Annotated in this window: 24 protein-coding genes; 6 read left to right on the top strand and 18 right to left on the bottom strand. The window is 69.8% G+C overall.

Going from position 1 to position 20,603, the window contains the following annotated elements; translation table 11 throughout:
• The first annotated feature begins 268 nt into the window (after window positions 1–268).
• A complete protein-coding gene (locus tag ACZ60M_RS01755; protein WP_465413664.1) occupies window positions 269–676 on the top strand; it encodes a hypothetical protein in 408 nt (135 codons plus the stop codon).
• 141 nt (window positions 677–817) lie between these two features.
• Here ACZ60M_RS01755 and ACZ60M_RS01760 read toward each other — a convergent pair whose 3' ends face one another.
• The 12 genes from ACZ60M_RS01760 to ACZ60M_RS01815 all read right to left on the bottom strand — a co-directional run bounded on the left by ACZ60M_RS01760 (window position 818) and on the right by ACZ60M_RS01815 (window position 10,000).
• The gene (locus ACZ60M_RS01760) at window positions 818–1,048 is read right to left on the bottom strand and encodes a hypothetical protein (RefSeq protein WP_465413666.1); all 231 of its coding nucleotides are present in this window, start codon (window positions 1,046–1,048) and stop codon (window positions 818–820) included.
• Window positions 1,049–1,081: 33 nt separating this feature from the next.
• Window positions 1,082–1,504: a hypothetical protein gene (locus tag ACZ60M_RS01765; RefSeq protein WP_465413668.1), complete on the bottom strand. Its 423-nt coding sequence runs from the start codon at window positions 1,502–1,504 to the stop codon at window positions 1,082–1,084.
• Between the two features lie 15 nt (window positions 1,505–1,519).
• Window positions 1,520–1,966 carry a hypothetical protein gene (locus tag ACZ60M_RS01770; protein ID WP_465413670.1) on the bottom strand — a complete coding sequence of 149 codons (447 nt, stop codon included), beginning with the start codon at window positions 1,964–1,966 and terminating at the stop codon, window positions 1,520–1,522.
• A gap of 18 nt (window positions 1,967–1,984) precedes the next feature.
• Window positions 1,985–2,515 (bottom strand): hypothetical protein, encoded by a 531-nt coding sequence (locus tag ACZ60M_RS01775; RefSeq protein WP_465413672.1) that lies wholly within the window; start codon window positions 2,513–2,515, stop codon window positions 1,985–1,987.
• 4 nt (window positions 2,516–2,519) lie between these two features.
• A complete protein-coding gene (locus tag ACZ60M_RS01780) occupies window positions 2,520–2,864 on the bottom strand; it encodes a type VII secretion target (protein WP_465413673.1) in 345 nt (114 codons plus the stop codon).
• A gap of 120 nt (window positions 2,865–2,984) precedes the next feature.
• Window positions 2,985–4,208 carry an amidohydrolase family protein gene (locus tag ACZ60M_RS01785; protein ID WP_465413675.1) on the bottom strand — a complete coding sequence of 408 codons (1,224 nt, stop codon included), beginning with the start codon at window positions 4,206–4,208 and terminating at the stop codon, window positions 2,985–2,987.
• Window positions 4,205–5,332, bottom strand: a complete 1,128-nt coding sequence (locus tag ACZ60M_RS01790; protein WP_465413677.1) for an ABC transporter substrate-binding protein — start codon at window positions 5,330–5,332, stop codon at window positions 4,205–4,207. The genes ACZ60M_RS01785 and ACZ60M_RS01790 overlap by 4 nt, the downstream gene beginning before the upstream one ends.
• A gap of 54 nt (window positions 5,333–5,386) precedes the next feature.
• Window positions 5,387–6,241 carry an ABC transporter permease gene (locus ACZ60M_RS01795; protein WP_465413679.1) on the bottom strand — a complete coding sequence of 285 codons (855 nt, stop codon included), beginning with the start codon at window positions 6,239–6,241 and terminating at the stop codon, window positions 5,387–5,389.
• Window positions 6,238–6,990, bottom strand: a complete 753-nt coding sequence (locus tag ACZ60M_RS01800) for an ABC transporter ATP-binding protein (protein WP_465413681.1) — start codon at window positions 6,988–6,990, stop codon at window positions 6,238–6,240. Before ACZ60M_RS01800 ends, ACZ60M_RS01795 begins: the two co-directional genes overlap by 4 nt.
• A gap of 139 nt (window positions 6,991–7,129) precedes the next feature.
• Window positions 7,130–8,314, bottom strand: a complete 1,185-nt coding sequence (locus ACZ60M_RS01805; RefSeq protein ID WP_465413683.1) for an amidohydrolase — start codon at window positions 8,312–8,314, stop codon at window positions 7,130–7,132.
• A 21-nt stretch (window positions 8,315–8,335) separates the two neighbouring features.
• On the bottom strand, window positions 8,336–9,079 hold the full coding sequence (locus ACZ60M_RS01810; RefSeq protein WP_465413685.1) for a sulfite exporter TauE/SafE family protein: 744 nt from the start codon (window positions 9,077–9,079) through the stop codon (window positions 8,336–8,338).
• 222 nt (window positions 9,080–9,301) lie between these two features.
• Window positions 9,302–10,000 carry a GntR family transcriptional regulator gene (locus ACZ60M_RS01815; protein ID WP_465413686.1) on the bottom strand — a complete coding sequence of 233 codons (699 nt, stop codon included), beginning with the start codon at window positions 9,998–10,000 and terminating at the stop codon, window positions 9,302–9,304.
• A gap of 72 nt (window positions 10,001–10,072) precedes the next feature.
• Here ACZ60M_RS01815 and ACZ60M_RS01820 point away from each other — a divergent pair, with 72 nt between their 5' ends.
• Window positions 10,073–11,122, top strand: coding sequence for an acetamidase/formamidase family protein (locus tag ACZ60M_RS01820; RefSeq protein ID WP_465413688.1), 1,050 nt, complete (start codon window positions 10,073–10,075; stop codon window positions 11,120–11,122).
• Window positions 11,115–12,266: an amidase gene (locus ACZ60M_RS01825; protein ID WP_465413689.1), complete on the top strand. Its 1,152-nt coding sequence runs from the start codon at window positions 11,115–11,117 to the stop codon at window positions 12,264–12,266. The genes ACZ60M_RS01820 and ACZ60M_RS01825 overlap by 8 nt, the downstream gene beginning before the upstream one ends.
• 379 nt (window positions 12,267–12,645) lie before the next feature.
• Here ACZ60M_RS01825 and ACZ60M_RS01830 read toward each other — a convergent pair whose 3' ends face one another.
• Window positions 12,646–13,266 (bottom strand): helix-turn-helix transcriptional regulator, encoded by a 621-nt coding sequence (locus tag ACZ60M_RS01830; RefSeq protein ID WP_465413691.1) that lies wholly within the window; start codon window positions 13,264–13,266, stop codon window positions 12,646–12,648.
• Window positions 13,267–13,455: 189 nt separating this feature from the next.
• On the opposite strand from ACZ60M_RS01830, the gene ACZ60M_RS01835 reads away from it, so the two are divergent.
• Window positions 13,456–15,192, top strand: a complete 1,737-nt coding sequence (locus ACZ60M_RS01835) for a P-loop domain-containing protein (RefSeq protein WP_465413693.1) — start codon at window positions 13,456–13,458, stop codon at window positions 15,190–15,192.
• A gap of 294 nt (window positions 15,193–15,486) precedes the next feature.
• On the opposite strand, the gene groL is transcribed toward ACZ60M_RS01835, so the two are convergent.
• Together groL and groES are read right to left on the bottom strand one after the other, a co-directional pair.
• Complete coding sequence (gene groL, locus ACZ60M_RS01840) at window positions 15,487–17,124, bottom strand: chaperonin GroEL (RefSeq protein ID WP_465413695.1); 1,638 nt, start codon at window positions 17,122–17,124, stop codon at window positions 15,487–15,489.
• Window positions 17,125–17,179: 55 nt separating this feature from the next.
• The gene (groES, locus tag ACZ60M_RS01845) at window positions 17,180–17,479 is read right to left on the bottom strand and encodes a co-chaperone GroES (protein ID WP_270118789.1); all 300 of its coding nucleotides are present in this window, start codon (window positions 17,477–17,479) and stop codon (window positions 17,180–17,182) included.
• Window positions 17,480–17,707: 228 nt separating this feature from the next.
• Between groES and ACZ60M_RS01850 the strand changes: the two genes are divergently transcribed.
• The gene (locus ACZ60M_RS01850) at window positions 17,708–18,862 is read left to right on the top strand and encodes a class I SAM-dependent methyltransferase (protein ID WP_465413696.1); all 1,155 of its coding nucleotides are present in this window, start codon (window positions 17,708–17,710) and stop codon (window positions 18,860–18,862) included.
• On the opposite strand, the gene ACZ60M_RS01855 is transcribed toward ACZ60M_RS01850, so the two are convergent.
• The 3 genes from ACZ60M_RS01855 to ACZ60M_RS01865 all read right to left on the bottom strand — a co-directional run bounded on the left by ACZ60M_RS01855 (window position 18,859) and on the right by ACZ60M_RS01865 (window position 19,899).
• Window positions 18,859–19,140: a HigA family addiction module antitoxin gene (locus ACZ60M_RS01855; protein ID WP_465413698.1), complete on the bottom strand. Its 282-nt coding sequence runs from the start codon at window positions 19,138–19,140 to the stop codon at window positions 18,859–18,861. The genes ACZ60M_RS01850 and ACZ60M_RS01855 overlap by 4 nt on opposite strands.
• A gap of 1 nt (window position 19,141) precedes the next feature.
• The gene (locus ACZ60M_RS01860; protein WP_465413700.1) at window positions 19,142–19,273 is read right to left on the bottom strand and encodes a hypothetical protein; all 132 of its coding nucleotides are present in this window, start codon (window positions 19,271–19,273) and stop codon (window positions 19,142–19,144) included.
• A gap of 104 nt (window positions 19,274–19,377) precedes the next feature.
• Window positions 19,378–19,899, bottom strand: coding sequence for a CGNR zinc finger domain-containing protein (locus tag ACZ60M_RS01865; protein ID WP_465413702.1), 522 nt, complete (start codon window positions 19,897–19,899; stop codon window positions 19,378–19,380).
• A gap of 113 nt (window positions 19,900–20,012) precedes the next feature.
• Here ACZ60M_RS01865 and ACZ60M_RS01870 point away from each other — a divergent pair, with 113 nt between their 5' ends.
• On the top strand, window positions 20,013–20,558 hold the full coding sequence (locus ACZ60M_RS01870; RefSeq protein WP_465413704.1) for a carboxymuconolactone decarboxylase family protein: 546 nt from the start codon (window positions 20,013–20,015) through the stop codon (window positions 20,556–20,558).
• The last annotated feature ends 45 nt before the right edge of the window (window positions 20,559–20,603 follow it).

Raw genomic sequence — 20,603 nt, forward strand, 5'->3', positions numbered from 1 at the left:
GTTTTTGTTCCACCTGCGGGCCACACCCCCCCCCCCCTGCCGGAGGGGGGGCCGACGGCGCCCCCCCCCCCCCCCCCCCCCCCCCCCCGCCACAACAACTACAACCGCCCGATCCCGGGAGTCAGCTATGCCAGCAGCGGCGGCAAGTCCCGGGAGCCCGACATGTCAGCGGGGGTGACAGGTCGGCGTCAGGGCGGTGCAAGTCCGGCGGCCCATAGTTGCTTCATCAACGAGGAACACCTCACCGAAACGAAGATGGAGCAAGAAGATGAGCATCAACCTTTCCGCCCAGGACCAGACCGTCATCCGCACCGCCGCTTACGGCGCCGTCACCCTCATGTCCTTCGCGGGCATCGCCGGTTCGGCCCACAAGGTCAGCACCGACGGATCGCTGGCGCTCGCCGCTGCGACCGGCGCTGTCGGCCACGCCCTCGCCGGAGCCAAGGCGAAGGACCTGAAGTTCCCGGGCAAGTCCGCCGCCGCGATCGCCGACCAGGTGCTTCCGGCCATCAGCGAGTCCGTGAAGCTGCTGGAGGCGCAGGACCCGGCCGAGGCCGAGAACTTCCGCAGCACCATCACCGTCGTCGTCGAAGCCGCGACCCGCGCCCACAAGGGCGCGCCGAGCCCGGTCATGGCCGAGATGACCCGCAAGATCAACGAGGCCCTCAACGCCTAAGCGCCGCAAGCGCACTCACGCCGCCGTGCCACCAGGCACGGCGGCGTAACCCGTTTTCGCCGTCGACGCCCCGGGCGCCGGCATCGCGGGTGCCGTGATCGTCCGCGCGGGCATCGCCTTCGGGCTGCGCGCGCCGGGCGCTCAGCGCGAGCGCGCCTCGATCCAGGCCAGGGCCGCCTCGGCAGTGCTCGGCTCCGAGTCGTAGTCGATGTGGCCGCGCTGGTAGTCCAGGAAGTACAGGGTCGGGACCCAGCCCGGCTTCGAAAAGTCGTACTCCTCGTGGTGCGCGACCTCGCCGGTCCGGTAGGTGCGCAGCACCCCTGCGGGGCTGCGGCGCGGATGCGTCAGGAAGAAGTACTTGAGGTCGTCCATCGGGTGACTCTGCTGACCAGCGCACCGGCAGCTTTAGAGCTCTTCAACGCCGCAGTTGTCGATCTGGCCCTGCCTCAGCACCTCAAGTGCCGATTCCGAGGTGACCAGACTCCCGTTCGGACTCGTTCCGAAATCGTCGAGCTGTTGCTTTCCGGTAATCCGAAGCCACTTGAACTCCGGAAGCACTGCCTCGTCGTATCCGAAATCGAGGTACTCCTCGGACACCGTGATTTCCACTTCGGCTATTTCAAATCCCGTCAGACCGGCTGCTTCGAGGCGGGACGCCAACTGCGAGGTGACAATGAAGCAGGAGATCGCTTCGAGAAGTTCGTCTCCCAGCCAGTCGTCGAATTCGTATCCGAGTCGGGTCACCAGCGGAGGGTGGACGGATCGGTCCATGACTGTCGCATCGCCAAGCTGTCCGGCGACTTCGGGTCGCAGCAGGTAGTACTTCATGTTTTCTTTCTTCCGTTACGGGACTGGCGGATTGAACATCTTACCATATCTCAGGTCCAGCTTCGTGGCGTGAGCGAGCACTTCTGCTTTGGTGGCGTTCGGATTGTTCTTGTAGAACTCGTTCCAGTCCAGCCTGATGGCGCTCAAGTGAACCTTGTTGTTCACCATGCCCTTTGGAATGCCGCGGAGATTTTCCAGAGAATGGAGCTCATCGTCGGTGAACATATTCGGATAGAACTTGTGGATGTTCTTCTTCTCCACTGCATGGTGCACGACATAGTCGCTCGGACTCAGCGTCGGGTTGGCGGTGAAGAATGTGTTCCTGTAGTCATGATCGGTCGTCGACCCCACGGTCGCCTGGTAGGTGGCCGCGGGGCTCGCCGGCTGCGGCGCTTGCGGAGAAGGAGTCCGCCTGGGGTTGAGGTTTCCTAGGGAGTTCGCTTGCTGGTTGCTTCCTGTCATGGGAGGTGGGGGCCTTCCTCAGGAGGGGCTGAGTTCGAGGGCGGTGCGGACGATGCCGTAGGCGGCGGTGTCCTGGGCGATGAAGGCGGTGTACATGCTGATGAGTGCGGCGTTGAAGGCGACGGCTCCCGCTTGGTAGGCGGCGAGCACCGCCGGGGCGCCCGGTCCGGCCGAGGAGACTTGGGACCACTGGCTCGGTCCCATGATCACGAGGGGGGAGGGAAGGACCTTGTAGCCGATGCCTTCGGCTGCTTGTTTGGTGGCCTTCATGGCGGTGGCGGTGGCCATCATGGTCGCGCCCATAGTTTCCAGGGTTCCCGCGGCCGTGACCAGGGCGGCGTCGCTGCGTCCGATGTAGACCTCGACTTTGGTGGCCCATTTGACCAGGCCCTGGTAGTCCTCGCCCTGCCAGGAGGCGCCGAGACCGGCGACAGTCTGGCCGTACTGTGCGCCGACGCTCGTGAGCTTGCCAGCCGCTTGGAGCAGGCTGGCCCCCAAGGACATCAGCTGCGCCGGGTTGGAGTCGATCGCCTGCTGGAACGTCGGCATCCGGTCACGCCCCGCCGTTGATCGTCGGGACCTTGAAGCCGCTGAGGTCGGACTGCATCGGCTTGAAGGCGTCCGCGACGCCCTTGTCGGCCTCGTCCCAGTCCTCGGCGATGTCGTCGAGGACTTCCTGCGTGTCATCGAGATGCGCCGACAGCTTCTCCATGTCGGCCTTGAAGTCGTCGGCCAGGTCCTTCGCCGCATCGGCGCACATCAGCCCGCGGTTGGCACTCTCGGCGCGCTGCGCGGTCTGGACCACCTGCTGCGGCAGTGCCTTTGTCTCGGAAGCGAACTGCTTCATCTTCTGAGCCGCGCTGCGCAGCTGCATGGCCTCGACGAACACTCCGAGCATCGGCACCACCCCAGGGGCATAAGTGAACTCGACTCAGGGTACCAACATCCTGCCCACCTCGCAGTCGACGAATATCCGCCGCGGCACGTGCGGGATTCGCGGTTCCGGTTGCACCGCAGCCTAGTTGAGGGCCGCCCCGGCCCGGATCACGGTTGCGACGGCCGCAGATTGGAGGAGGGCTTCGTCGGCGGTGGCGGCGTCGAGGACGACGAGGTCGGCTCTCGCACCGGGCTTCGGGCCGTGTTCGGGGAGGCCGAGGATCTTCGCGGGGTTCGCGGTGATCGCGTCGAGGAGCATCGCGCGGTCGGTCGCGGAGACCGCTCGGAAGAGGAGGCCCGCGAGCCACGCGGCTTGGAGCTGGCTGCCGTTGCCGTAGGGCGCGAACGGGTTGCAGAGGTTGTTGTTGGTGATCGCGACCGTCACGCCCGCGCGGGCGGCGCGCAGGAGCGGGGCGACCGGGCGGGTCGCGTGCCAGTTCGTGGCCTCGCGCGGGTGGCCGGTGAGGTACACGTCGGTGGCGGGCATGACGGCGAGGGCGATCCCGGCGTCGGCGAGGGCGTCGAATGCGCGGTCGGCGCGGTCGGCGTCCATGGCCGCGAGGGTGGTGACGTGGCCGATCGCGACGCGGCCGCCCATGCCGGTGGCGCGGGTGCGTTCGACCACGAGGTCGATGAGGGACGCGTCGGGGTCGTCGCTGAAGTCGAGGTGCAGGTCGACGGGTGCGCCGTGGGCCTGGGCGAGGTCGAAGACGAAGTCGAGGTGCGCGGCCGGGTCGGCGTCGACGTAGGGGCAGCCGCCGACGACGTCCGCACCGGAGGCCATGGCGCCCTTGAGGAGTTCGCGCATGCCGTCGAGTTCGAGGCCGCGCTGCGGGAAGGCGACGGTCTGGAGGCGGATGCGGTCGGCGTTGCGGGCGGCGAGGCCGGCGTGGAGGTCCATGAGGTCGAGGCCGACGGCCGGGTCGAGTTCGACCATGGCGCGGGCCGCGAGAGTGCCGTTGCGTACCAGGGTGTCGACGGCGCGCTGGGCGCCGGACGCGACGGTCTCGGGGCCGAGGCGGGGGCGGAGCCGGGCGACCGCTGCGATCGCGTCGCCCAGGTCGGCGGTGAGCTCGGCGCCTTCGGCGGCGAGTTCACGTTCGATCGGGTCGAAGAGGAAGGCCTTGTCGAGGTGGACGTGCGCGTCGACGAAGGCCGGGAGGACCGCCCGGCCCGCGGCGTCGAAGATCCCCGGGCCGACCGCGGTGCCCGGCGCGGCGGCCCGGTCGACGTGTCCCCCTTCGAGGATCAGGTCGGCCGGGCCGCCCGGGAGGCTCGCCCCGGTGATGGCGCTGAGGTGCGTCACTGGAGTCCGATCGAGTCGTCGATGAACTCGTTCGTCATGATGTCGGCGGGCGCGATGCCCTCGGTGATCGCCTCGCCCTGGGCCTCGAAGATCGGCACGACCGAGTCGATGACCCGCTGGACGCGCTCCTCGTCGAAGTTCCCGAGCGTCGCGTCGGGGCCGTTGCCGACGATGCCCTCGGCGAGCTGCACCTCGACCGAGTTCGCGTTGCCCTCCAAGGTGATCGGCGGGCCGTCCGGGATCGTCTCGGCGATCTCCAGGATCGCCTCGTTGACCGGCCCAGGGTCGGCGATGTAGTCGACCTGGGCCTGCTGGAGCATCGGCACCAGCGCCTCCAGGCACGGGCTCAGCTCCTCGAGCTCGCCCGAGCGCACCGACCACGCGTGCGGGTAGATCTCGTACCCCGACTCGTGCACGAGCAGGTAGTCGGCGGGTTTCATCCAGCCTTCGACGTCGTGCTCCCAGCGGTACGGCTCGTTCGAGACGTACCCCTGCTGCATGGACTCGCCGCCGTCGGCGACGAAGCGGGCCGGGGTGCCGTCGAAGGACGCGTCCGCCTGCGACTCGTCGACGTAGCCGTTCGCGATGAGGTAGTCCATGAAGACCTTGCCCTCGGAGTAGACGACGGGCGCGCCGGTGCCCTTGACCTCGTCCCACGAGTCGATGTCGTAGGTCGCCGGGTCGAACATGATGATCTGCGGGTTGATGTCGAGCGACGCGAACACGCCCGTCACCGGGAACTCGGCGTTGGCGCGCACCGCGTCGTCGGTGGGCACGAAGCCGAGCGTGATCGACGTGTCCTGGTACATCTGCGCCGGGATCGGCTGGCCGCCGAGGAACGGGCCGCCAAGGCGCACTTCGATATTGACGCCGGTGTCGCCGAGCGGGCCGACGTAGGCGCCCTTGGCCGCGTCGACCGTGCCGTCGGGACCGACGAGCTGGAACGCGGCCGCGCGCTCGGGCGTGGCGAACCAGTCCGTCTGGATGACCACAGTAGACGGGCAGATGCCGGCGAGGGGGCCTTCGCCGGTGGGCTCGGGAGTCGCGGAGGTCGGCGCGGTGCAGGCGGCGAGGAGGCTCGCTCCGGCGGCGGCCGCGACCGCGGCGGTGAGACGGCGGGACATAGGGGTCTCCTAAGAGGTCGATGGAGTCGGGGCTCGCAGCGGTGGGAGCAGGTCTTAACGCTTGCCGTGCAGGCGGTCGACGCGGGCGGCGAGGAAGTCGAAGCACCAGAACAGGCACAGGCCGACCAGCGACGACAGCAGCAGGGCGGTGAGGAGCTCCTCGGTGGCGAGGCGCTGGCGGTAGACGTCGATCATGCGGCCGATGCCCGGCTCGCCTTGGCGGAAGAAGAAGTCCGCGACGATCGAGCCGATGATGGCCTGGCCGCCGGAGATCTTGAACCCGGAGATCATCGCCGGGAGCGCGGCGGGCAGCTGGAGCTTCCAGAGGCGCTGGAAGCGGCCCGCGCCGTGCAGGGTGAACAGGTCGTGCTGGGCCGGGGCCACGGACTTGAGCCCGAACAGGGTGTTCGTGATGACCGGGAAGAGCGCCACCATCACGCAGACGATCACGCGGGAGCCGAACTCGTACCCGAACCAGAACCCGAACAGCGGCACCACCGCGAGGATCGGGATCGTCTGCAGCACAACGGCGTACGGGTAGAGCGAGTACTCGGCCCAGCGGGTCTGGCTCATCACGACCGCGAAGAGCACGCCGAGGACGATCGCGAGCGCCAGCCCCACGAGCGCGACCTGCACGGTCGACCACAGGGCCGTCAGGATCTCGTTGCGCGCCACCGGGTCGAGCAGGCCCTGGGCGAGGACCTCTTCGGGGGAGGGCAGCAGGAACCGGGACTCGGCGGGAATGAGCAGGTGGCTGGCGCCGGCCCACGCGGCGAGGACGACGACGAAGACCGCGGCGGGCGCGAAGACGCGGACGGGTTTGACCTTGAACGGCCAGAGCGGGCGTTTCGTCTGGGGCGCTTGCGGTCCGGCGGTGGCTGCGGGCGGGGCCTCGAGGGTGGCGGTCATACGCGGGCCTCCTGTTTCGCGCCGCGCAGCGCGGCGGAGACCTCGGCGGCCACGGCCGCGAATTCGGCGGTGTAGCGCAGTTCCGGGTCGCGCGGGTAGGCGAACGGGACGGGGATGTCGGCGGCGACCCTGCCGGGCTGGCCGTTGAGGACGACGACGCGGGTGGACATGAAGACCGACTCGGGGACGGAGTGGGTGACGAAGACGCCGGCGAAGCCGTCGCGGACGAAGAGGCTGCCGACTTCTTCGTTGAGGCGCTGGCGGGTGATCTCGTCGAGGGCGCCGAAGGGTTCGTCGAAGAGGAAGATCTCGGGGTTCATGGTGAGGGCGCGGGCGATGGAGGCGCGCATGCGCATGCCTCCGGAGAGCTGCGCGGGGCGATGCTGCTCGAAGCCTGCGAGGCCGACCCGTTCGATGGCGTCCTGGGCTGCTTGGCGCCGTTGGGTTCTGGGGGTTCCGGCGAGTTCGGCGGGGAGTTCGACGTTGCGGGCGACGGTGCGCCAGGGCAGGAGGGTGGCTTCCTGGAAGACGTAGCCGAGGTGGTCGGTGGCGACTTCGACGGTGCCGCTTGTGGCTGTTTCGAATCCGGCGGCCAGGCGGAGCATCGTGGACTTGCCGCAGCCGGAGGGGCCGACGAGGGAGACGAACTCGCCGGGGCGGATCTGGAGGTCCACTTCTTCGAGGGCGCGGGTGCCGTTCGCGAAGGTGAGTGAGACGCCGTGGAAGGCGAGGGCCGGGTCGATGCTCATCGCGACCACCGCTGGCAGTCGTATACATGACCCGGCCCGAGCCTGGAACTGTGGTTGAGCCGTGGGTTCATGGCTCAGTTTTATAGGTATACCATTGCGATCCGCGAACCGGATCGTTACGAGAACATTTCGTATACAATCATCCGATGATGGTGCCGTTGTGCGCGACGACCTTGCCGCCCTTGACGACGAGCTTGCGGGACGGGACGCTGACCACGGCTTCCGCCGGTGCGGCGGCGTCCAAGGCCACGAGATCGGCATTGCATCCAATCGCGAGACCGTAATCTGCGAGGCCGAGAACGCTTGCACCGCCGTGGGTTCCGGCCGCGAGCGCGAGTTCGATCTCCTCGTCGGCGACGAGCCGGTCGCGGAAGGCGACCTGGTTGATCTTGCGGAGCATGTCGCCGTCGCCGTAGGGGGTCCACAGGTCGCGGATGCCGTCGTTGCCGATGGCCAGTCGCGCGCCGACCTCGTCCATGAGCCGCACCGGGACCACGGGCGCGCCGCCGACGGCGCAGGTGATCATGGCGACCCCGGCGTCGCGGAGCCCTTCGGCTATGCGGCGCTGGTGGTCGGGTTCGAGGCCGCCCATGGCGTAGGCGTGACTGATGGTGACGCGCCCGGCGAGGCCGGTTGCCTTGGTGCGCTGGATGATCAGCTCGTACTCCCAGGCGCCGAGGAGGCCCTGGTCGTGGAGGTGGATGTCGATCTTCGCGCCGTGGCGTTCGGCGAGGGCGAAGACGAGGTCGAGCTGGCCCGCGGGATCGCGGTCGAACCCGGCGGGGTCGAGGCCGCCGATGACCTCGACGCCGTTCTCGAGGGCCGCTTCGAGGAGGTCGGCGACCCCGGGGCGGGTGAGGAGGCCGCCTTGGGGGAAGGCGACGAGTTCGACGTCCACGCTGCCTGCGAGGCGGGCGGCGGCCTCGCGGACGGCTTCGACGCCGCCCAGGCCGACTTCGGGGTCGATGTCGATGTGGCTGCGGACGTGGGTCGTGCCGTGGGAGACCATGGCGGACAGGAGGTTCGCGGCGTAGTCGGGGTTGGGGAGGCCGAGTTCTTCGCGGCGGCCCTCGCCGTTGCGGATGCGGCCTTCGAGGGTGCGGCCGCCGGTGTTGGGGGTCCAGGGGCCGCCGAACATGGTCTTGTCGAGGTGGCAGTGGGCGTCGACGAAGCCGGGGAGGACGATCGCGCCGTCGAGGTCGATGGTGCGGGCGGCTTCGCCGGTGGGAGTGGCGATGCGGCCGTTCGTGATCGCGATGTCGGTGGTGACGAGGGGCGCGCCGGGGGTCCAGGGGCGGGCGTTGCGCAGGAGCAGGTCGGTCATGGGTGGTTCCTTTCTGGAGGGTCAGGTCAGGAGCATCGCGCCGCCGGCGGCGGTGCCGAAGGCGATGACGAGGACGCGGAAGGCGAGGGGTTTGAGGCGGTCGGCGAGCTTGGCTCCGGCGGCGCCGCCGAGGAGGCAGGCGGGCGCGAGGACGAGGACGTGGAGCCAGTCGACGGGGCCGAAGAGGGCGACGGCCACGGTCGCCGTGGTGGAGACGGTGAGGGTGAGCAGGCTTTTGAGGCCGTTGAGGCGGTTGATCGCGGCGTTGACGCCGAGGGCGAGGGCGGTGAGGAGCACGATGCCCATGCCGCCGTTGAAGTAGGCGCCGTAGACGCCGCCGGTGAAGACGCCGAGGTAGAGGAGGGTCGTGGAGTCTTTCTGGCGGGCGGCGAGGCGCTTGGTGATGACGGGCTGGAGGGCGAAGAGCGCGGTCGCGGCGAGGACGAGGTACGGGACGAGCGCGGTGAAGACCTCGGGCGGGGCGGCGAGGAGGGCGGCGGCGCCGCAGGCGGCGCCGAGCGCGCCGGTGAGGACGAGGCGCGGCACGAGGGGCCGGAAGTCGGCAAGGCGCGAGCGCAGCGCGGCGGCACCGCCGAGGTAGCCGGGCCAGACGGCGACGGCGTTGGTGACCGTGGCGGAGACGGGCGGCAGGCCCATGGCGAGGAGCGCGGGGAACGAGAGGAGGCTCCCGCCTCCGGCGATGGCGTTGCAGGCGCCCGCGCCGAATCCGGCGGCGAGCAGCAGGGCGAGGTGCGCGGGGTCCATGGGGTCCTTCCGGGAAGCGGCGGACCCAATCGTATACAACGATTCGCGACGGAGTTTCGAGGGCGCTGTTGGCCGGTTCGGGGGCGGCCGTCCACAGCCCCCACCCACCACTGGAGGGGGAAGTACTGTAGCGCCGATCCTCCCGCCCGGGTACGACAAAAACCGGGCACTGCGACGGTTATGTCACCCGAAAGAGTGGCGGCGGCGCGGCTTCGGGCGCGGTCAGGCGGCGGTCGGGGCCGGGTCCTCCGGGACCTGGCCCGACCTGCGCTCGCGCCTGCGGTAGGCGTGCGTCGCCCGGGCGACGTGCTCGGCGAGAAGAACCGAGGCGCGGTCGGCGTCGGCGTCCGCGATGGCCTGCACGATCGCTTCGTGCTCGGTCCAGGAGTCCTCCGCGCGGCGCGGCAGCTCGACCGCGTACACCCAGGCGATCTTCTGGCTGACCTGCCGGATCATCTGCCCCAGCACCTCCGACCCGGAGGCCTCGGCGATCACTTCGTGGAACCGCGAGTTCAGGCGCGGCAGCTCGGCGAGCCGCCCGTCCTGCACCGCGTCCCAGCCCAGGTTCAGCAGCTCCTTCAACCGGCCCAGCTGCTCGGGCGTGCGCTTCACGGCGGCCCGCGCCGCGCACATCGGCTCGATAGCCGCGCGGAGCTCCAGCAGGTCCTCGGCCTCGGCCTCGCTCAGCTCGCGCACGAACACGCCCACATACGGTTTGGCCTCGACGAACCCTTCCGCCTCGAGCACCCGCAGCGCCTCGCGCACCGGCACCCGAGACACTCCGTACCGCGCCGCCAGCGCCTCCTCGGTCAGGCGCTCGCCGGGCGCGTACACGCCCCGGATGATGTCCTCGCGCACCGCCCGCACCGCCTCCTGCGGGGGGCGCCGCGGCCCCTTCTCAGATGCCCGGTCGCCTGCCATGAAAAGCCTCCACTACGATCAGGCCACCATTGTCGTATACAGTCCCTCGCTCCCGGAACGCGGTGCCTCCTCATGACGCTCCTTCAGCCGCTCGGCGCGAACGACCGCGCCGGCAACTACCTTCCTTCCCGGCCCGACACCGTCAGTTGGGGCCTCCTGCCGAACGCGGCGAGCGCGCCGGTGCTGCGCGTCGCCTCGGGCGATGCCGTCGTCGTCGACACGGTCAGCCACGAGGGCCTGCTCGAGGACCAGGGCGGGGACCCTGCGGCGTTCTTCGCCGCGCACGGGATCGACGCGGTCCTGGGGGACGCCGTCGAGATCGCGCGCGACTGCGAGCGGAAGCCGGACGCGGGCCCGCACGTGGTCACCGGCCCGATCGGGGTTGCGGGCGCTGAGCCTGGCGATGTGCTCGAAGTCGAGGTGCTGCGGTTGGAGCGCCGTGCGCCGTACGGGGTGGTGAGCAACCGGCACGGGCGCGGGGCGCTCGCCGGGGAGTACCCGCTCGGGGAGGGGAACGTCAGCGTCGTCGCGACTGTGGACGAACGGGAGCGGGGCGTGATCCCGGTCGGGGACGGCCGGTCGCTGCGGTTCGGGCTCGCGCCGTTCCTCGGCATCATGGGTACTGCGCCGGCGACTGAGGCGCCGGTCCACTCGGTGCCGCCGGGTGCGCACGGCGGGAACCTCGACATCCGGTTGCTGGGCGCGGGCGCGAAGCTGTTCCTGCCGGTCGCGGTGGCGGGTGCGTTGTTCTACACGGGCGATCCGCATTTCTCGCAGGGGGACGGCGAGGTCGCGCTGACCGCGTTCGAGGCGCCGCTGCGGGCGACGCTGCGGCTCACGGTGCATGCGGACCCGGCGACGCGGCGGCTTGCGGCGGCCCTCGGCGGGCCGTTCGCGGAGACCGCGGAACACTGGATCACGACCGGGCTCGACGAGGATTTGGACGAGGCCGCCCGCAAGGCGACGCGGAGCGCGCTCGCGTTCCTGCGCGAGCGGCACGGCCTGCCCGGGCCCGTGGCGCTCGCCTATCTGAGCGCGGCGGTCGACCTGCGGATCTCGCAGGTCGTCGACCTCGTCAAGGGCGTTCACTGCACATTGCCGAAGGAGCTGGGCCTTGACTGATCCGTTCACGACGACGATTGAGGACGCCGGACGTGAAGGGCCCCTTGCGGGTCTGCGTCTGGCGGTGAAGGACCTGTTCGACCTGGCGGGCGTGCCGACGGGTGCGGGGAACCCGCGGTGGCGGGAGACGCATGGGGTGCCGGGCGAGGACGCGGTCGCGGTGGCGCGGTTGCGTGCGGCTGGGGCGCGGGTCGTGGGGAAGACGATCACGGATGAGTTGGCGTGGAGCCTCAACGGGACCAACGCGCACTACGGGACCCCGGAGAACCCGGCCGCGCCGGGACGGGTGCCGGGCGGGTCGTCGTCGGGGTCGGCTTCGGCGGTCGCGTTGGGGCGCGCGGACATCGGGCTCGGGACGGACACGGGCGGTTCGATCCGGGTCCCGGCGTCCTACTGCGGGCTGTTCGGGCTGCGGCCGACGCACGGCCGGGTGAGCCTGGAGGGCGTGGTGCCGCTGGCGCCGTCGTTCGACACGGCCGGGGTGCTCACGCGGGACGCGGCGACGCTGCGGCTGGCGATGGGTGTGCTCTTGGAGGGTGCGGCGGAGGCGGGGCCGATCACGCGTCTGCTGGCGCCGCAGGACATCTGGGATGAGATCCCGGAGGCGACGCGGGCGGTCGTGATGGCGAAGGCGGAGTCGTTGGGGCTGCCGATCGACCGCGAGCCGTTCTTCCCGGAGAGCGGGCCGGAGGGCTGGCAGGGGAGCGGGGACGCGGCGCCGCTCGAGACTGCGCGGGTCGCTTACGCGACGTTGCAGGCTTGGGAGGCGTGGCAGGCGCACGGGGCTTGGATCGAGGCGAACGACCCGGAGTTCGGGCCGGGAGTGGCGATGCGGTTCGCCAACGCGGCGAAGCTGGACAGCGCGGCTATCGCTGCGGCGCAACGGGTTCGGAGCGGGGTGGCGGCGCTCGTGTGGGACCGGCTTCCGGAGGGCACCGCCCTGGCGATCCCGGCCGCGCCGGGACCGGCGTTCAAGATCGGCGACCAGCCGAACCGCGAGGCGATCGTGCGGCTGACGTGTATTGCGGGCCTGTCGGGAGCGCCGGGATTGGCCGTTCCGGCGGGGACGGTCGAAGGGCTGCCGGTGGGCCTCCAGCTCGTCGCCGCGCCAGGAGGAGACGAGCGCCTGCTCGAATTGGCCTGAGCGAGAAGGCAGTCAAGTCGCCGGTCGCCGGTCGCCGGTCGCCGGATTGTCGTACCCTCGTGCGATCGTTGATTCGGGGGCGCTTGCGGGCCGACACTCCCGACCTCGGGGGCCGGACCCGAGTCGCCGGTCGGCCCGATGGGGCCGTTCCGCGGGGCCCCCTCGCCCCGCGGTTCCCTCGGTCCTGTCGTGTCACCGTTGTGTCGAGCGCACTGTGGCGCTCGCCATGCATCTTGCGCTGCCCTTGATTCGTTGCGCGCGTTGACATGCCGCCGTTCGTGACCCTGCCCGGTCACTGCGTCATGCTGCGCGCGTGTCGTTCCGGGGGACGGTCGCGTCCTCCCCTGCCAGTCGGGACGCGTTCGTCGCTAGTGGATGGTCAGCAGACGAGGCCCGAACGGAAGGCCTCGGCCACCGCGTGCGCCCGGTCGCGGGCGCCGAGCTTGCGGAACATCCGCCGCGCGTGGGTCTTGACGGTGTCCTCGGAGACGAACAGGTCGCGCCCGATCTCCGCGTTCGACTTGCCCTCGCTCATGCCCCGCAGGACCTGGAGTTCGCGCTCCGTGAGCTTCATGCCCTGCAGCGTGGATCGCTGCCGCGGCACGGTCTCGGTGACGCGCTGGAGCGTCGGCGAGGCGAACATGATCGCCTGCGCCAGCGCGACCAGCAGGTCGTCGGAGTTGTTGGACGGGGTGCGGATGACACCCCGGGCGCCCGCGGCGACCACCATGGCCGCCGTGCGCGGGTCGGTGGCCCCCGAGATGAGGACTCCTGTCCGGGGCGAGCGGGCGCGGACGGTCTTGACGAACTTGACCGGGTCGGGCGCGGCCAGGGCCACGTCGACCAGCACCACGTCCACTTGGCGGCGGCCGAGTTCGAGGAAGAGCTCGGGTGAGCCCTCAACCGACTTGACCGCCTGCGCCAGGCCCATGCGGGTCGCGCAGGCCGAGATCTTCTGTCCGGCTTGAGGAGTCTTAACACAGACCAGTACGGTTCTCACTTTTTTCTACCTTTCGCTGCGGTAGGCCGTGCGTGTCTCTGTTACCAGCACGCAGGCGGTCCGCCGCCATGACGCGAGTTCGCGCGAATTTTTCGAGTGACTTTTCGAGGTTTCCGGGGCGGGGCGTGGACGCCTGGTGTTCGGGCTCGCTTGACGCGAGTTCCTCGTCCCGGATGGGAAACTGGGGGCATGACACAGCGAAGAGGCGGACGACCGTACCGAGTCGAGTCCCGCGATATTGGTGACCATCGTTCACATCCACCTCGCCATGACTTGTCTAACGAACTAACGGCCCTGGAAGGTACGAGTTACGGCCGATATAAATCCTTGCGTGGCAAATGGTGGGCAGGTCCGGCGATTCTGGACATTTCGCGGGTTCAGTCGGACCCGTACGCGCCGCCGAGCCGCGTCGCTCTCGAGTTCGACGCCGAGGCCGCCGACCTGGTCGAAGACTGGTACGCGACGCCGGAGCGGCGGCGGGCGGTGGCGGTGCTGCTGGCGAAGCGGTTCCGGAAGGCGTGCACCACAAGGGACTTGCGGATCGACGGGGGCGGGCAGGAGATCCTGCGGCGGGCGTCGTGCACGGTGGGGTCGGACGGGTCGGTGGTGTTCCGGCTCGGCGCGCAGTTCCCGGGGCACGGGCGGCGCATCGCGGGGCGCCAGGCCGCGCGGCTGCTGTGCGAGGTCCTGCCGGACGCGGGCGACGACGCGCTGTCGGTGGGCGGGGACGAGGTGCTGGTGTGGACGCGCCACGCCGACGATGTCAAGGCGCTCAGGGAGTCCGTGAAGGCGGCGGGGCTCGTCGCGTTCGTGGCGGACGGGTCGATGCTCGCGCGCCGTTCGGGCGTTGACGACCGGCCATTGGAGGCGGGCGTGCCGTTCGCGTCGCCGGAGTCGATGGCGGTGGAGTTCGAGCTGCCGCACGCGGGCGCGGTGCGGGGCATGGGGATCGGGCCGGGCGTCACGTTGATCGTCGGCGGCGGGTTCCACGGGAAGTCGACCCTGTTGCGGGCCTTGGAGGCCGGGGTGTGGGACCACATTCCGGGGGACGGGCGGGACCTGGTGGTCGCGGACCCGTCGGCGGTGAAGATCCGGGCCGAGGACGGGCGCGCGGTGACGGGTGTGGACGTGCACGCGTTCGTCGACCATCTGCCGAGCGGGGACGACACGCGGCATTTCACGACGGAGAACGCGTCGGGCTCGACCTCGCAGGCGGCCGGGATCGTGGAAGCCCTTGAGGCGGGCGCGAAGGCGCTGCTCATCGACGAGGACACGGCGGCGACGAACCTGATGATCCGGGACGCGCGGATGCAGGAGCTCGTGGCGAAGGACCGGGAGCCGCTGACGCCGCTGGTGGACCTGGTGCGGTCGATGGCCGACGAGCACGCGGTGGCGACGATCCTCGTCATGGGCGGCTCGGGCGACTACATGGACGTGGCCGACCGGGTGGTCCTGATGGACGCGTACCGGCCCGAGGACGTGACGGAGCGGGCGAAGGCGTTGGCGGCCAAGCCGACCGGGCGGCAGGTCGAGGCCGAGGGGTTCCGGATGCCGCGGGCGCGGGTGATCGATCCGCGGTCGGTGTCGTCGGAGTCGCGGGGGAAGCAGAAGATCAAGGCCGGCGGCACGGACGGGCTGCGGTTCGGCGAGTCCGATGTGGATGTTCGCTCGGTGGAGCAGATCACGGACCCGGCGATGACCACCGGGATCGGGCTGGCGATCGAGGCGGCCGTGCAGCACGGCTGGATCGACGGCGAGGCCACGGTGGCGGAGGCGCTGGACCGCCTGGACGAGGCGTTGGACGCGGAGGGCGAGTCGGCGCTGCTGCGGATCAGGGACATCGACCTGGCGGTGCCGAGGCGGTACGAGGTGGCGGCGACGCTCAACCGGATGCGGGAGCTGCGGGTGCGCCAGAGCGGCGAATGAGGTTGGGGCCCTTGCGGAACCGTCCCGCGAGGGGAAATGCCGGGGCGGGGCCCGCAGGTCCCGGCCAAGGTGCCTGAACCAGCTGTTTTCAAGCAAAAAAGCGCCTTCGCGGCTCCGATCCCCAAAGGCCGCGAAGGCACTTGAACTCTATCGGTTTCCCGACAGCAGTGCGACTAACTGTCGGGATGTTGACACTTGCGGTTCCGACCCCGTCGACGACCTGGGGTGCAACCAGAGCCCGGAGACGCGGCAGGGCCGCCGACGCGACGTCGGCGGCCCTGCTGTCACTCAGTGCTAGTGCGAGTGGCTGTGCCCGCCGTGGGAGTGCGAGTGGCCGTGACCGGCCGCCTCTTCCTCTTCCTCGGGCTTGTCCACGATCGTCACCTCGGTCGTCAGCAGCATGCCGACGATCGAACCGGCGTTGAGCAGCGCGTTGCGGGTGACCTTCACCGGGTCGAGGATGCCGGCCGCGACCAGGTCCTCGTACTCGCCGGTGGCGGCGTTCCAGCCCTCGCGCCAGCCCTTGCCCTCGACCGCGTTGACGATCACGTCGCCGGACTCGCCGGCGTTGATCGCGATGCGGCGCAGCGGCTCGGACAGGGACTCCTCGACGATCTTGAGGCCCACGCGGGCCTCCGGGTCGTCCAGCTCGATCTTCTCGAGGACGCTGATCGCGTGCACCAGGGCCGCGCCGCCGCCGGCGACGATGCCCTCCTCGACCGCGGCCTTGGTCGCGTTGACCGCGTCCTCGATCCGGTGCTTGCGCTCCTTCAGCTCGACCTCGGTGGCCGCGCCGACCTGGATCACGGCCACGCCGCCCGAGAGCTTCGCGAGGCGCTCTTCGAGCTTCTCGCGGTCCCAGGACGACTCGGTCGTGGAAGCCTGCTGCTTGATCTGCGCGATGCGGGCGTCGACGGTCTCCTTCTCCCCGGCGCCGTCCACGATCGTGGTGGCGTCCTTGGAGACGGTGACGCGGCGGGCCCGGCCCAGGTGCGACAGGTCGGCGGCCTTGAGCTCCAGGCCCACCTCGGAGGAGATGACCTCGGCGCCCGTGAGGGCCGCGATGTCGCCCAGGATGGCCTTGCGGCGGTCGCCGAAGGCCGGGGCCTTGACGGCGCACACGCGAAGGGTGCCGCGCAGGGCGTTCACCGTGAGGGTCGCCAGGGCCTGGCCCTCGACGTCCTCGGCGATGATGAGCAGCGGCTTCGAGGTCTCGACGACCCGCTCCAGCACCGGCAGCAGCTCCTCGATGGAGCCGACCTTGGCGTTGGTGATGAGGATGTACGGGTCCTCGAAGACCGTCTGGCGCGAGTCCTGGTCGGTGATGAAGTTCGGCGAGATGAAGCCCTTGTCGAACTGCATGCCCTCGGTGACCTCGAGGATGGTCTCCAGGCTGGAGCCGTCCTCGACCGAGATGACGCCCTCGGCGCCGACCGCGTCCATCGCCTTCGCGATGAGCTCGCCGATCTCCGGGTCCTGCGCCGAGACGGCCGCGACCTGCGCGATGTGCTCGTGCGAGTCGATCTGGATGGCCTGGGCCAGCAGCTCGTCGGAGACGGCGTTCGCCGCGGCCTCGATGCCCTTGCGGATCGCGATCGGGTTCGCCCCGGCCGTGACCGCCTTGATGCCCGCGCGGCTCATCTTCTGCGCGAGGACCGTGGCAGTGGTGGTGCCGTCGCCCGCGACGTCGTTCGTCTTGGTCGCGACTTCCTTGACCAGCTGCGCGCCGAGGTTGGCGTACGGGTCGGCGAGCTCGATCTCCTTGGCGATCGTCACGCCGTCGTTGGTGATCAGCGGCGCGCCGAAGGAGCGCTGGAGGACCACGTTGCGGCCCTTCGGGCCGAGCGTGACCTTGACGGTGTCGGCGAGCTGGTCGATGCCGTGCAGCAGGTTGTGCCGCGCGTCCTCGGCGAAGTTGAGAATCTTCGGCATGGGTTTCCCTTCCTAAGACACGAAAGGGCCCTTCACGGGAAGGGCCCGATGCGTGCTAGTTCTCGACGACCGCGAGGACGTCGCGCGAGGACAGGACGAGGTACTCCTCGCCGTTGTACTTGACCTCGGTCCCGCCGTACTTGGAGTAGATGACCACGTCGCCGACCTTGACGTCGATCGGGAGGCGGTTGCCCTTGTCGTCGAAGGCGCCCGGGCCCACGGCCAGAACGGTGCCCTCCTGGGGCTTCTCCTTGGCGGTGTCGGGGATGACCAGGCCGGAAGCGGTGGTGGTCTCGGCCTCGTTGGCCTGGACAACGATGCGGTCGCCCAGCGGCTTGATGGCAGCCTTGCTCACTTGGTTTCTCCAAACCTTCGTGTTCAATACGGATGTGCGCCACGACGGCGCGGGTCTCGTCGTCGCGGGTGCCGAGGCACCGGCCCGTGGCTGTTGGCACTCTCGCATCGAGAGTGCCAAGCCGATCATAGCGCTTAGCAATCTCGACCTGCGAGTGCTAAGACGTAAGTTAGTTCGCGCAGGTGGGGACCGTCAACACCGGGTTCCGAACGTCATACCATGAGGCACGTGGACACCAGCCTGCTCGCCGCCCTCAGGGCCCGCCCCGAGCTCCAGACCCGGGCCGCCGACGCCCTGCGCACCGACGGCGACCGGGCCCCCTTGGCCCTGCGGAAGGCCGGGATCGAACCCGACCTCGCGGCGGCGGCGCTGACCCTCGCCGAGCTGAGGGAGAAGGCCCGGGGAAAGTTCGGCGAACGCGCGGCGAAGCTGTACTTCACGCGGGCCGGACTGGAGCAGGCCACCCGGTGGGTCGTCGCGGAACGGCGGGCGGCGCGGTTCGCCCGGCACGCGCAGGCCGTCACGGACCTGTGCTGCGGTCTCGGCACCGAGGCCCTGGCGTTCGCCGAGGCCGGCATGCGGGTCGAAGCCGTGGACATGAACGAGGCGACGGCCGAGTACGCGAGGGCGAACGCCGAGGCGACGGGCCTCCCAGTCGAGATCGCGGTCGGGGACGCACTGGAGACGCCGCTGGCCGAATCGGCCTTCGCCGACCCGGCCCGGCGCTCCGGCTCGACCCGCAACTTCAACCCCGCCGACTACTCGCCGCCCCTCGACCGGGTCCTGGCGCACATGGCGGGAACGAGGTTCGCGGCGCTGAAGCTCGGCCCGGGCATCGACCACGCGTGGATTCCCGAAGGCGCCGAAGCGGAATGGGTCTCGGTGGACCGGGACGTGGTCGAGGCGTGCCTGTGGCTGGGCGAGGCGGCCGAGGTGCCGAGGCGCGCCAGCCTGTGCAAGGCGGGCGAATGGCACGAGCTGACCGGAAGCGGCCAGGAGATCGCGCCGGTCGGCGAGGTCGCCGCATACCTCTACGAACCCGACGGCGCGGTCATCCGGGCCGGCCTGGTGGCCGAACTGGCGGAGCAGTTGGAAGCCCACACGGCGAACGAGACGATCGCCTACCTCTACAGCGACAGGTTGATCGAGACCCCGTTCGCGAGGGCCTGGAAGGTAGAGGAAGTCTGGCCGCTCCACCCGAAGAAACTCAAGGCGCTGCTGGCGGAACGAGGCATCGGCCGCCTGACGATCAAGCAAAGGGGAACGGGCATCGACCCGGCCGCCCTGCGAAAGCAGCTCAAGCTGAAGGGCCCCAACGAAGCGACGCTCGTGGCGACCCGAGTGGGCGACGCCCACGCAGCAATCCTCTGCCAAGAGGCCTAAGCGGCCGCGAACGGCTTGATCTGGCTCAGGTCGTTCGCCAGGCGGTCGCGCTCGATCTCGAGGTCGTAGCGGCTCTGGAGGTTCATCCAGAACCGGTCCGAGGTGCCGAAGTACCGGGCGAGTCGCAGCGCGGTGTCGGCGCTGATGCGCCGCTTGCCGTGCACGATCTCGTTGATCCTGCGCGGCGGGACCGCGATCGCCTGCGCGAGCCGGTACTGCGAGATGTCCAAGGGCTCAAGGAACTCCTCAAGCAGGATCTCCCCCGGGTGGAGCCGCACCCTAAGCGGCCTGGTAGCGGTGGTCTTCGATGCGGATCGCGATATCTCCGATCGGGATGTCGGTCATGAGCGAAATGGCCACGCGCGCCATCTCCTCGACCTCGACGAGGTCGCGGCCCTGCCCCTGCTTCATGTTCTTTGCCTCCCGGTCGGCGACGGTGTCACCCGAAAGAACGAGGCGAGGACTCGTCAGACACGGGGATGTCACGGAGGCGACAGTCCGGCACTCGGGAACGGTTAGGCGTGGCGGTCTTGGAAGCGTTTGGCCTTTGCCCTGTTGCCGCAGGTCTCCATCGAGTGCCAGCGGCGGCTGCCGTTGCGGGTGGTGTCCAGGTACCAGAGGACGCAGTCCGGGTTGGCGCACTTGCGGATGCGGTCGGGGCGGGTGTCGAGGAGGTCGAGGAGCCTGGCGGCGGCGCGCCAGGCGGGGAAGCGGGCGGGGTCGTCGACTTCGTAGGTGATGGTGGGGCGGCCGTCGACGAGGCGAAGACGGCGGACGCCGTGGGCGAGTACGGCGTTGATCCCCGCTTCGGCCCCTTCGGAATTCGAGACGACCGCGCGGATCGCTTCGCGGGACTCGATCAGATGGGCCTTGATCTCGGCCTCGGAGCCGTCCTGCGTGAACTCGTGCCCGGTGAGCCAATCATGCAGGCCCCCAGGGGCTTCGAGCATGTCGAAGGGCCCGTCGCCGGTCATCCAGACGGTGTTGAGCAGGTCGAGCGGCAAGGGTTCGCCGGTCAGGGGCCGTGTGATGGTCATCTCGCAAGTGTAACCGGTAAAAGTCTTGTAGAGGGTTAGGCGGCGGCGGTAACGTTCCTCTCATGAAACCGGCTAAACGAAATTAGACGGTTAGAACCGAAAGGCACACCCCGATGTCTCGTCTCCCCCTGGTCCAGCCCGACACCGACAACCGCAAAGCCGCCGAACTCCTGGCAGGCGTGCAGAAGGCCCTCGGCGTCACCCCGAACATGATGAAGGCCATGGCCAACAGCCCGGCCGTCCTCAAGGCCTACCTCGACTTCTCCGGCGCGCTCGCAGGCGGCGTGCTCCCCGCCCAGGTGCGCGAGCGCCTGGCCCTGCTGGTGGCGCAGCTCAACGCCTGCGACTACTGCCTCTCGGCGCACACCTACCTGGCCGAGAACGTCGCCAAGCTCGACGCCGGGCAGGTCGCGGCCGCTCGCCGCGGCGAGGCCGAGGACGCGAAGACCGCCGCGGTCCTGGCGTTCGCGACCGCCGTGGTCCACGCCAGAGGCGGCGTCGAAGACGCCGACCTCAAGGCGGCCCGGGAAGCGGGCCTGACCGACGCGGAGGTCGCGGAGGTCGTCGCCAACGTGGCCCTCCAGGTCTTCACCAACTACTTCAACAAGACCGCCGACACCGACATCGACTGGCCGGTCGTCGTCCGGCACGACCACTAGCACTTGAGCGGGGGCCCGGAAACGGGCCGCCGCAACCGAAACGGA

The organism is Glycomyces sp. NPDC050141, from assembly GCF_055586545.1.

Coding starts and splice junctions, on each gene's coding strand:
- ACZ60M_RS01755 (WP_465413664.1), top strand. CDS start 269: ATGAGCATCAACCTTTCCGCCCAGGACCAGACCGTCATCCGCACCGCC.
- ACZ60M_RS01760 (WP_465413666.1), bottom strand. CDS start 1,048: ATGGACGACCTCAAGTACTTCTTCCTGACGCATCCGCGCCGCAGCCCC.
- ACZ60M_RS01765 (WP_465413668.1), bottom strand. CDS start 1,504: ATGAAGTACTACCTGCTGCGACCCGAAGTCGCCGGACAGCTTGGCGAT.
- ACZ60M_RS01770 (WP_465413670.1), bottom strand. CDS start 1,966: ATGACAGGAAGCAACCAGCAAGCGAACTCCCTAGGAAACCTCAACCCC.
- ACZ60M_RS01775 (WP_465413672.1), bottom strand. CDS start 2,515: ATGCCGACGTTCCAGCAGGCGATCGACTCCAACCCGGCGCAGCTGATG.
- ACZ60M_RS01780 (WP_465413673.1), bottom strand. CDS start 2,864: ATGCTCGGAGTGTTCGTCGAGGCCATGCAGCTGCGCAGCGCGGCTCAG.
- ACZ60M_RS01790 (WP_465413677.1), bottom strand. CDS start 5,332: ATGTCCCGCCGTCTCACCGCCGCGGTCGCGGCCGCCGCCGGAGCGAGC.
- ACZ60M_RS01795 (WP_465413679.1), bottom strand. CDS start 6,241: ATGACCGCCACCCTCGAGGCCCCGCCCGCAGCCACCGCCGGACCGCAA.
- ACZ60M_RS01800 (WP_465413681.1), bottom strand. CDS start 6,990: ATGAGCATCGACCCGGCCCTCGCCTTCCACGGCGTCTCACTCACCTTC.
- ACZ60M_RS01805 (WP_465413683.1), bottom strand. CDS start 8,314: ATGACCGACCTGCTCCTGCGCAACGCCCGCCCCTGGACCCCCGGCGCG.
- ACZ60M_RS01810 (WP_465413685.1), bottom strand. CDS start 9,079: ATGGACCCCGCGCACCTCGCCCTGCTGCTCGCCGCCGGATTCGGCGCG.
- ACZ60M_RS01815 (WP_465413686.1), bottom strand. CDS start 10,000: ATGGCAGGCGACCGGGCATCTGAGAAGGGGCCGCGGCGCCCCCCGCAG.
- ACZ60M_RS01820 (WP_465413688.1), top strand. CDS start 10,073: ATGACGCTCCTTCAGCCGCTCGGCGCGAACGACCGCGCCGGCAACTAC.
- ACZ60M_RS01835 (WP_465413693.1), top strand. CDS start 13,456: ATGACACAGCGAAGAGGCGGACGACCGTACCGAGTCGAGTCCCGCGAT.
- groL (WP_465413695.1), bottom strand. CDS start 17,124: ATGCCGAAGATTCTCAACTTCGCCGAGGACGCGCGGCACAACCTGCTG.
- ACZ60M_RS01860 (WP_465413700.1), bottom strand. CDS start 19,273: ATGAAGCAGGGGCAGGGCCGCGACCTCGTCGAGGTCGAGGAGATGGCG.
- ACZ60M_RS01865 (WP_465413702.1), bottom strand. CDS start 19,899: ATGACCATCACACGGCCCCTGACCGGCGAACCCTTGCCGCTCGACCTG.
- ACZ60M_RS01870 (WP_465413704.1), top strand. CDS start 20,013: ATGTCTCGTCTCCCCCTGGTCCAGCCCGACACCGACAACCGCAAAGCC.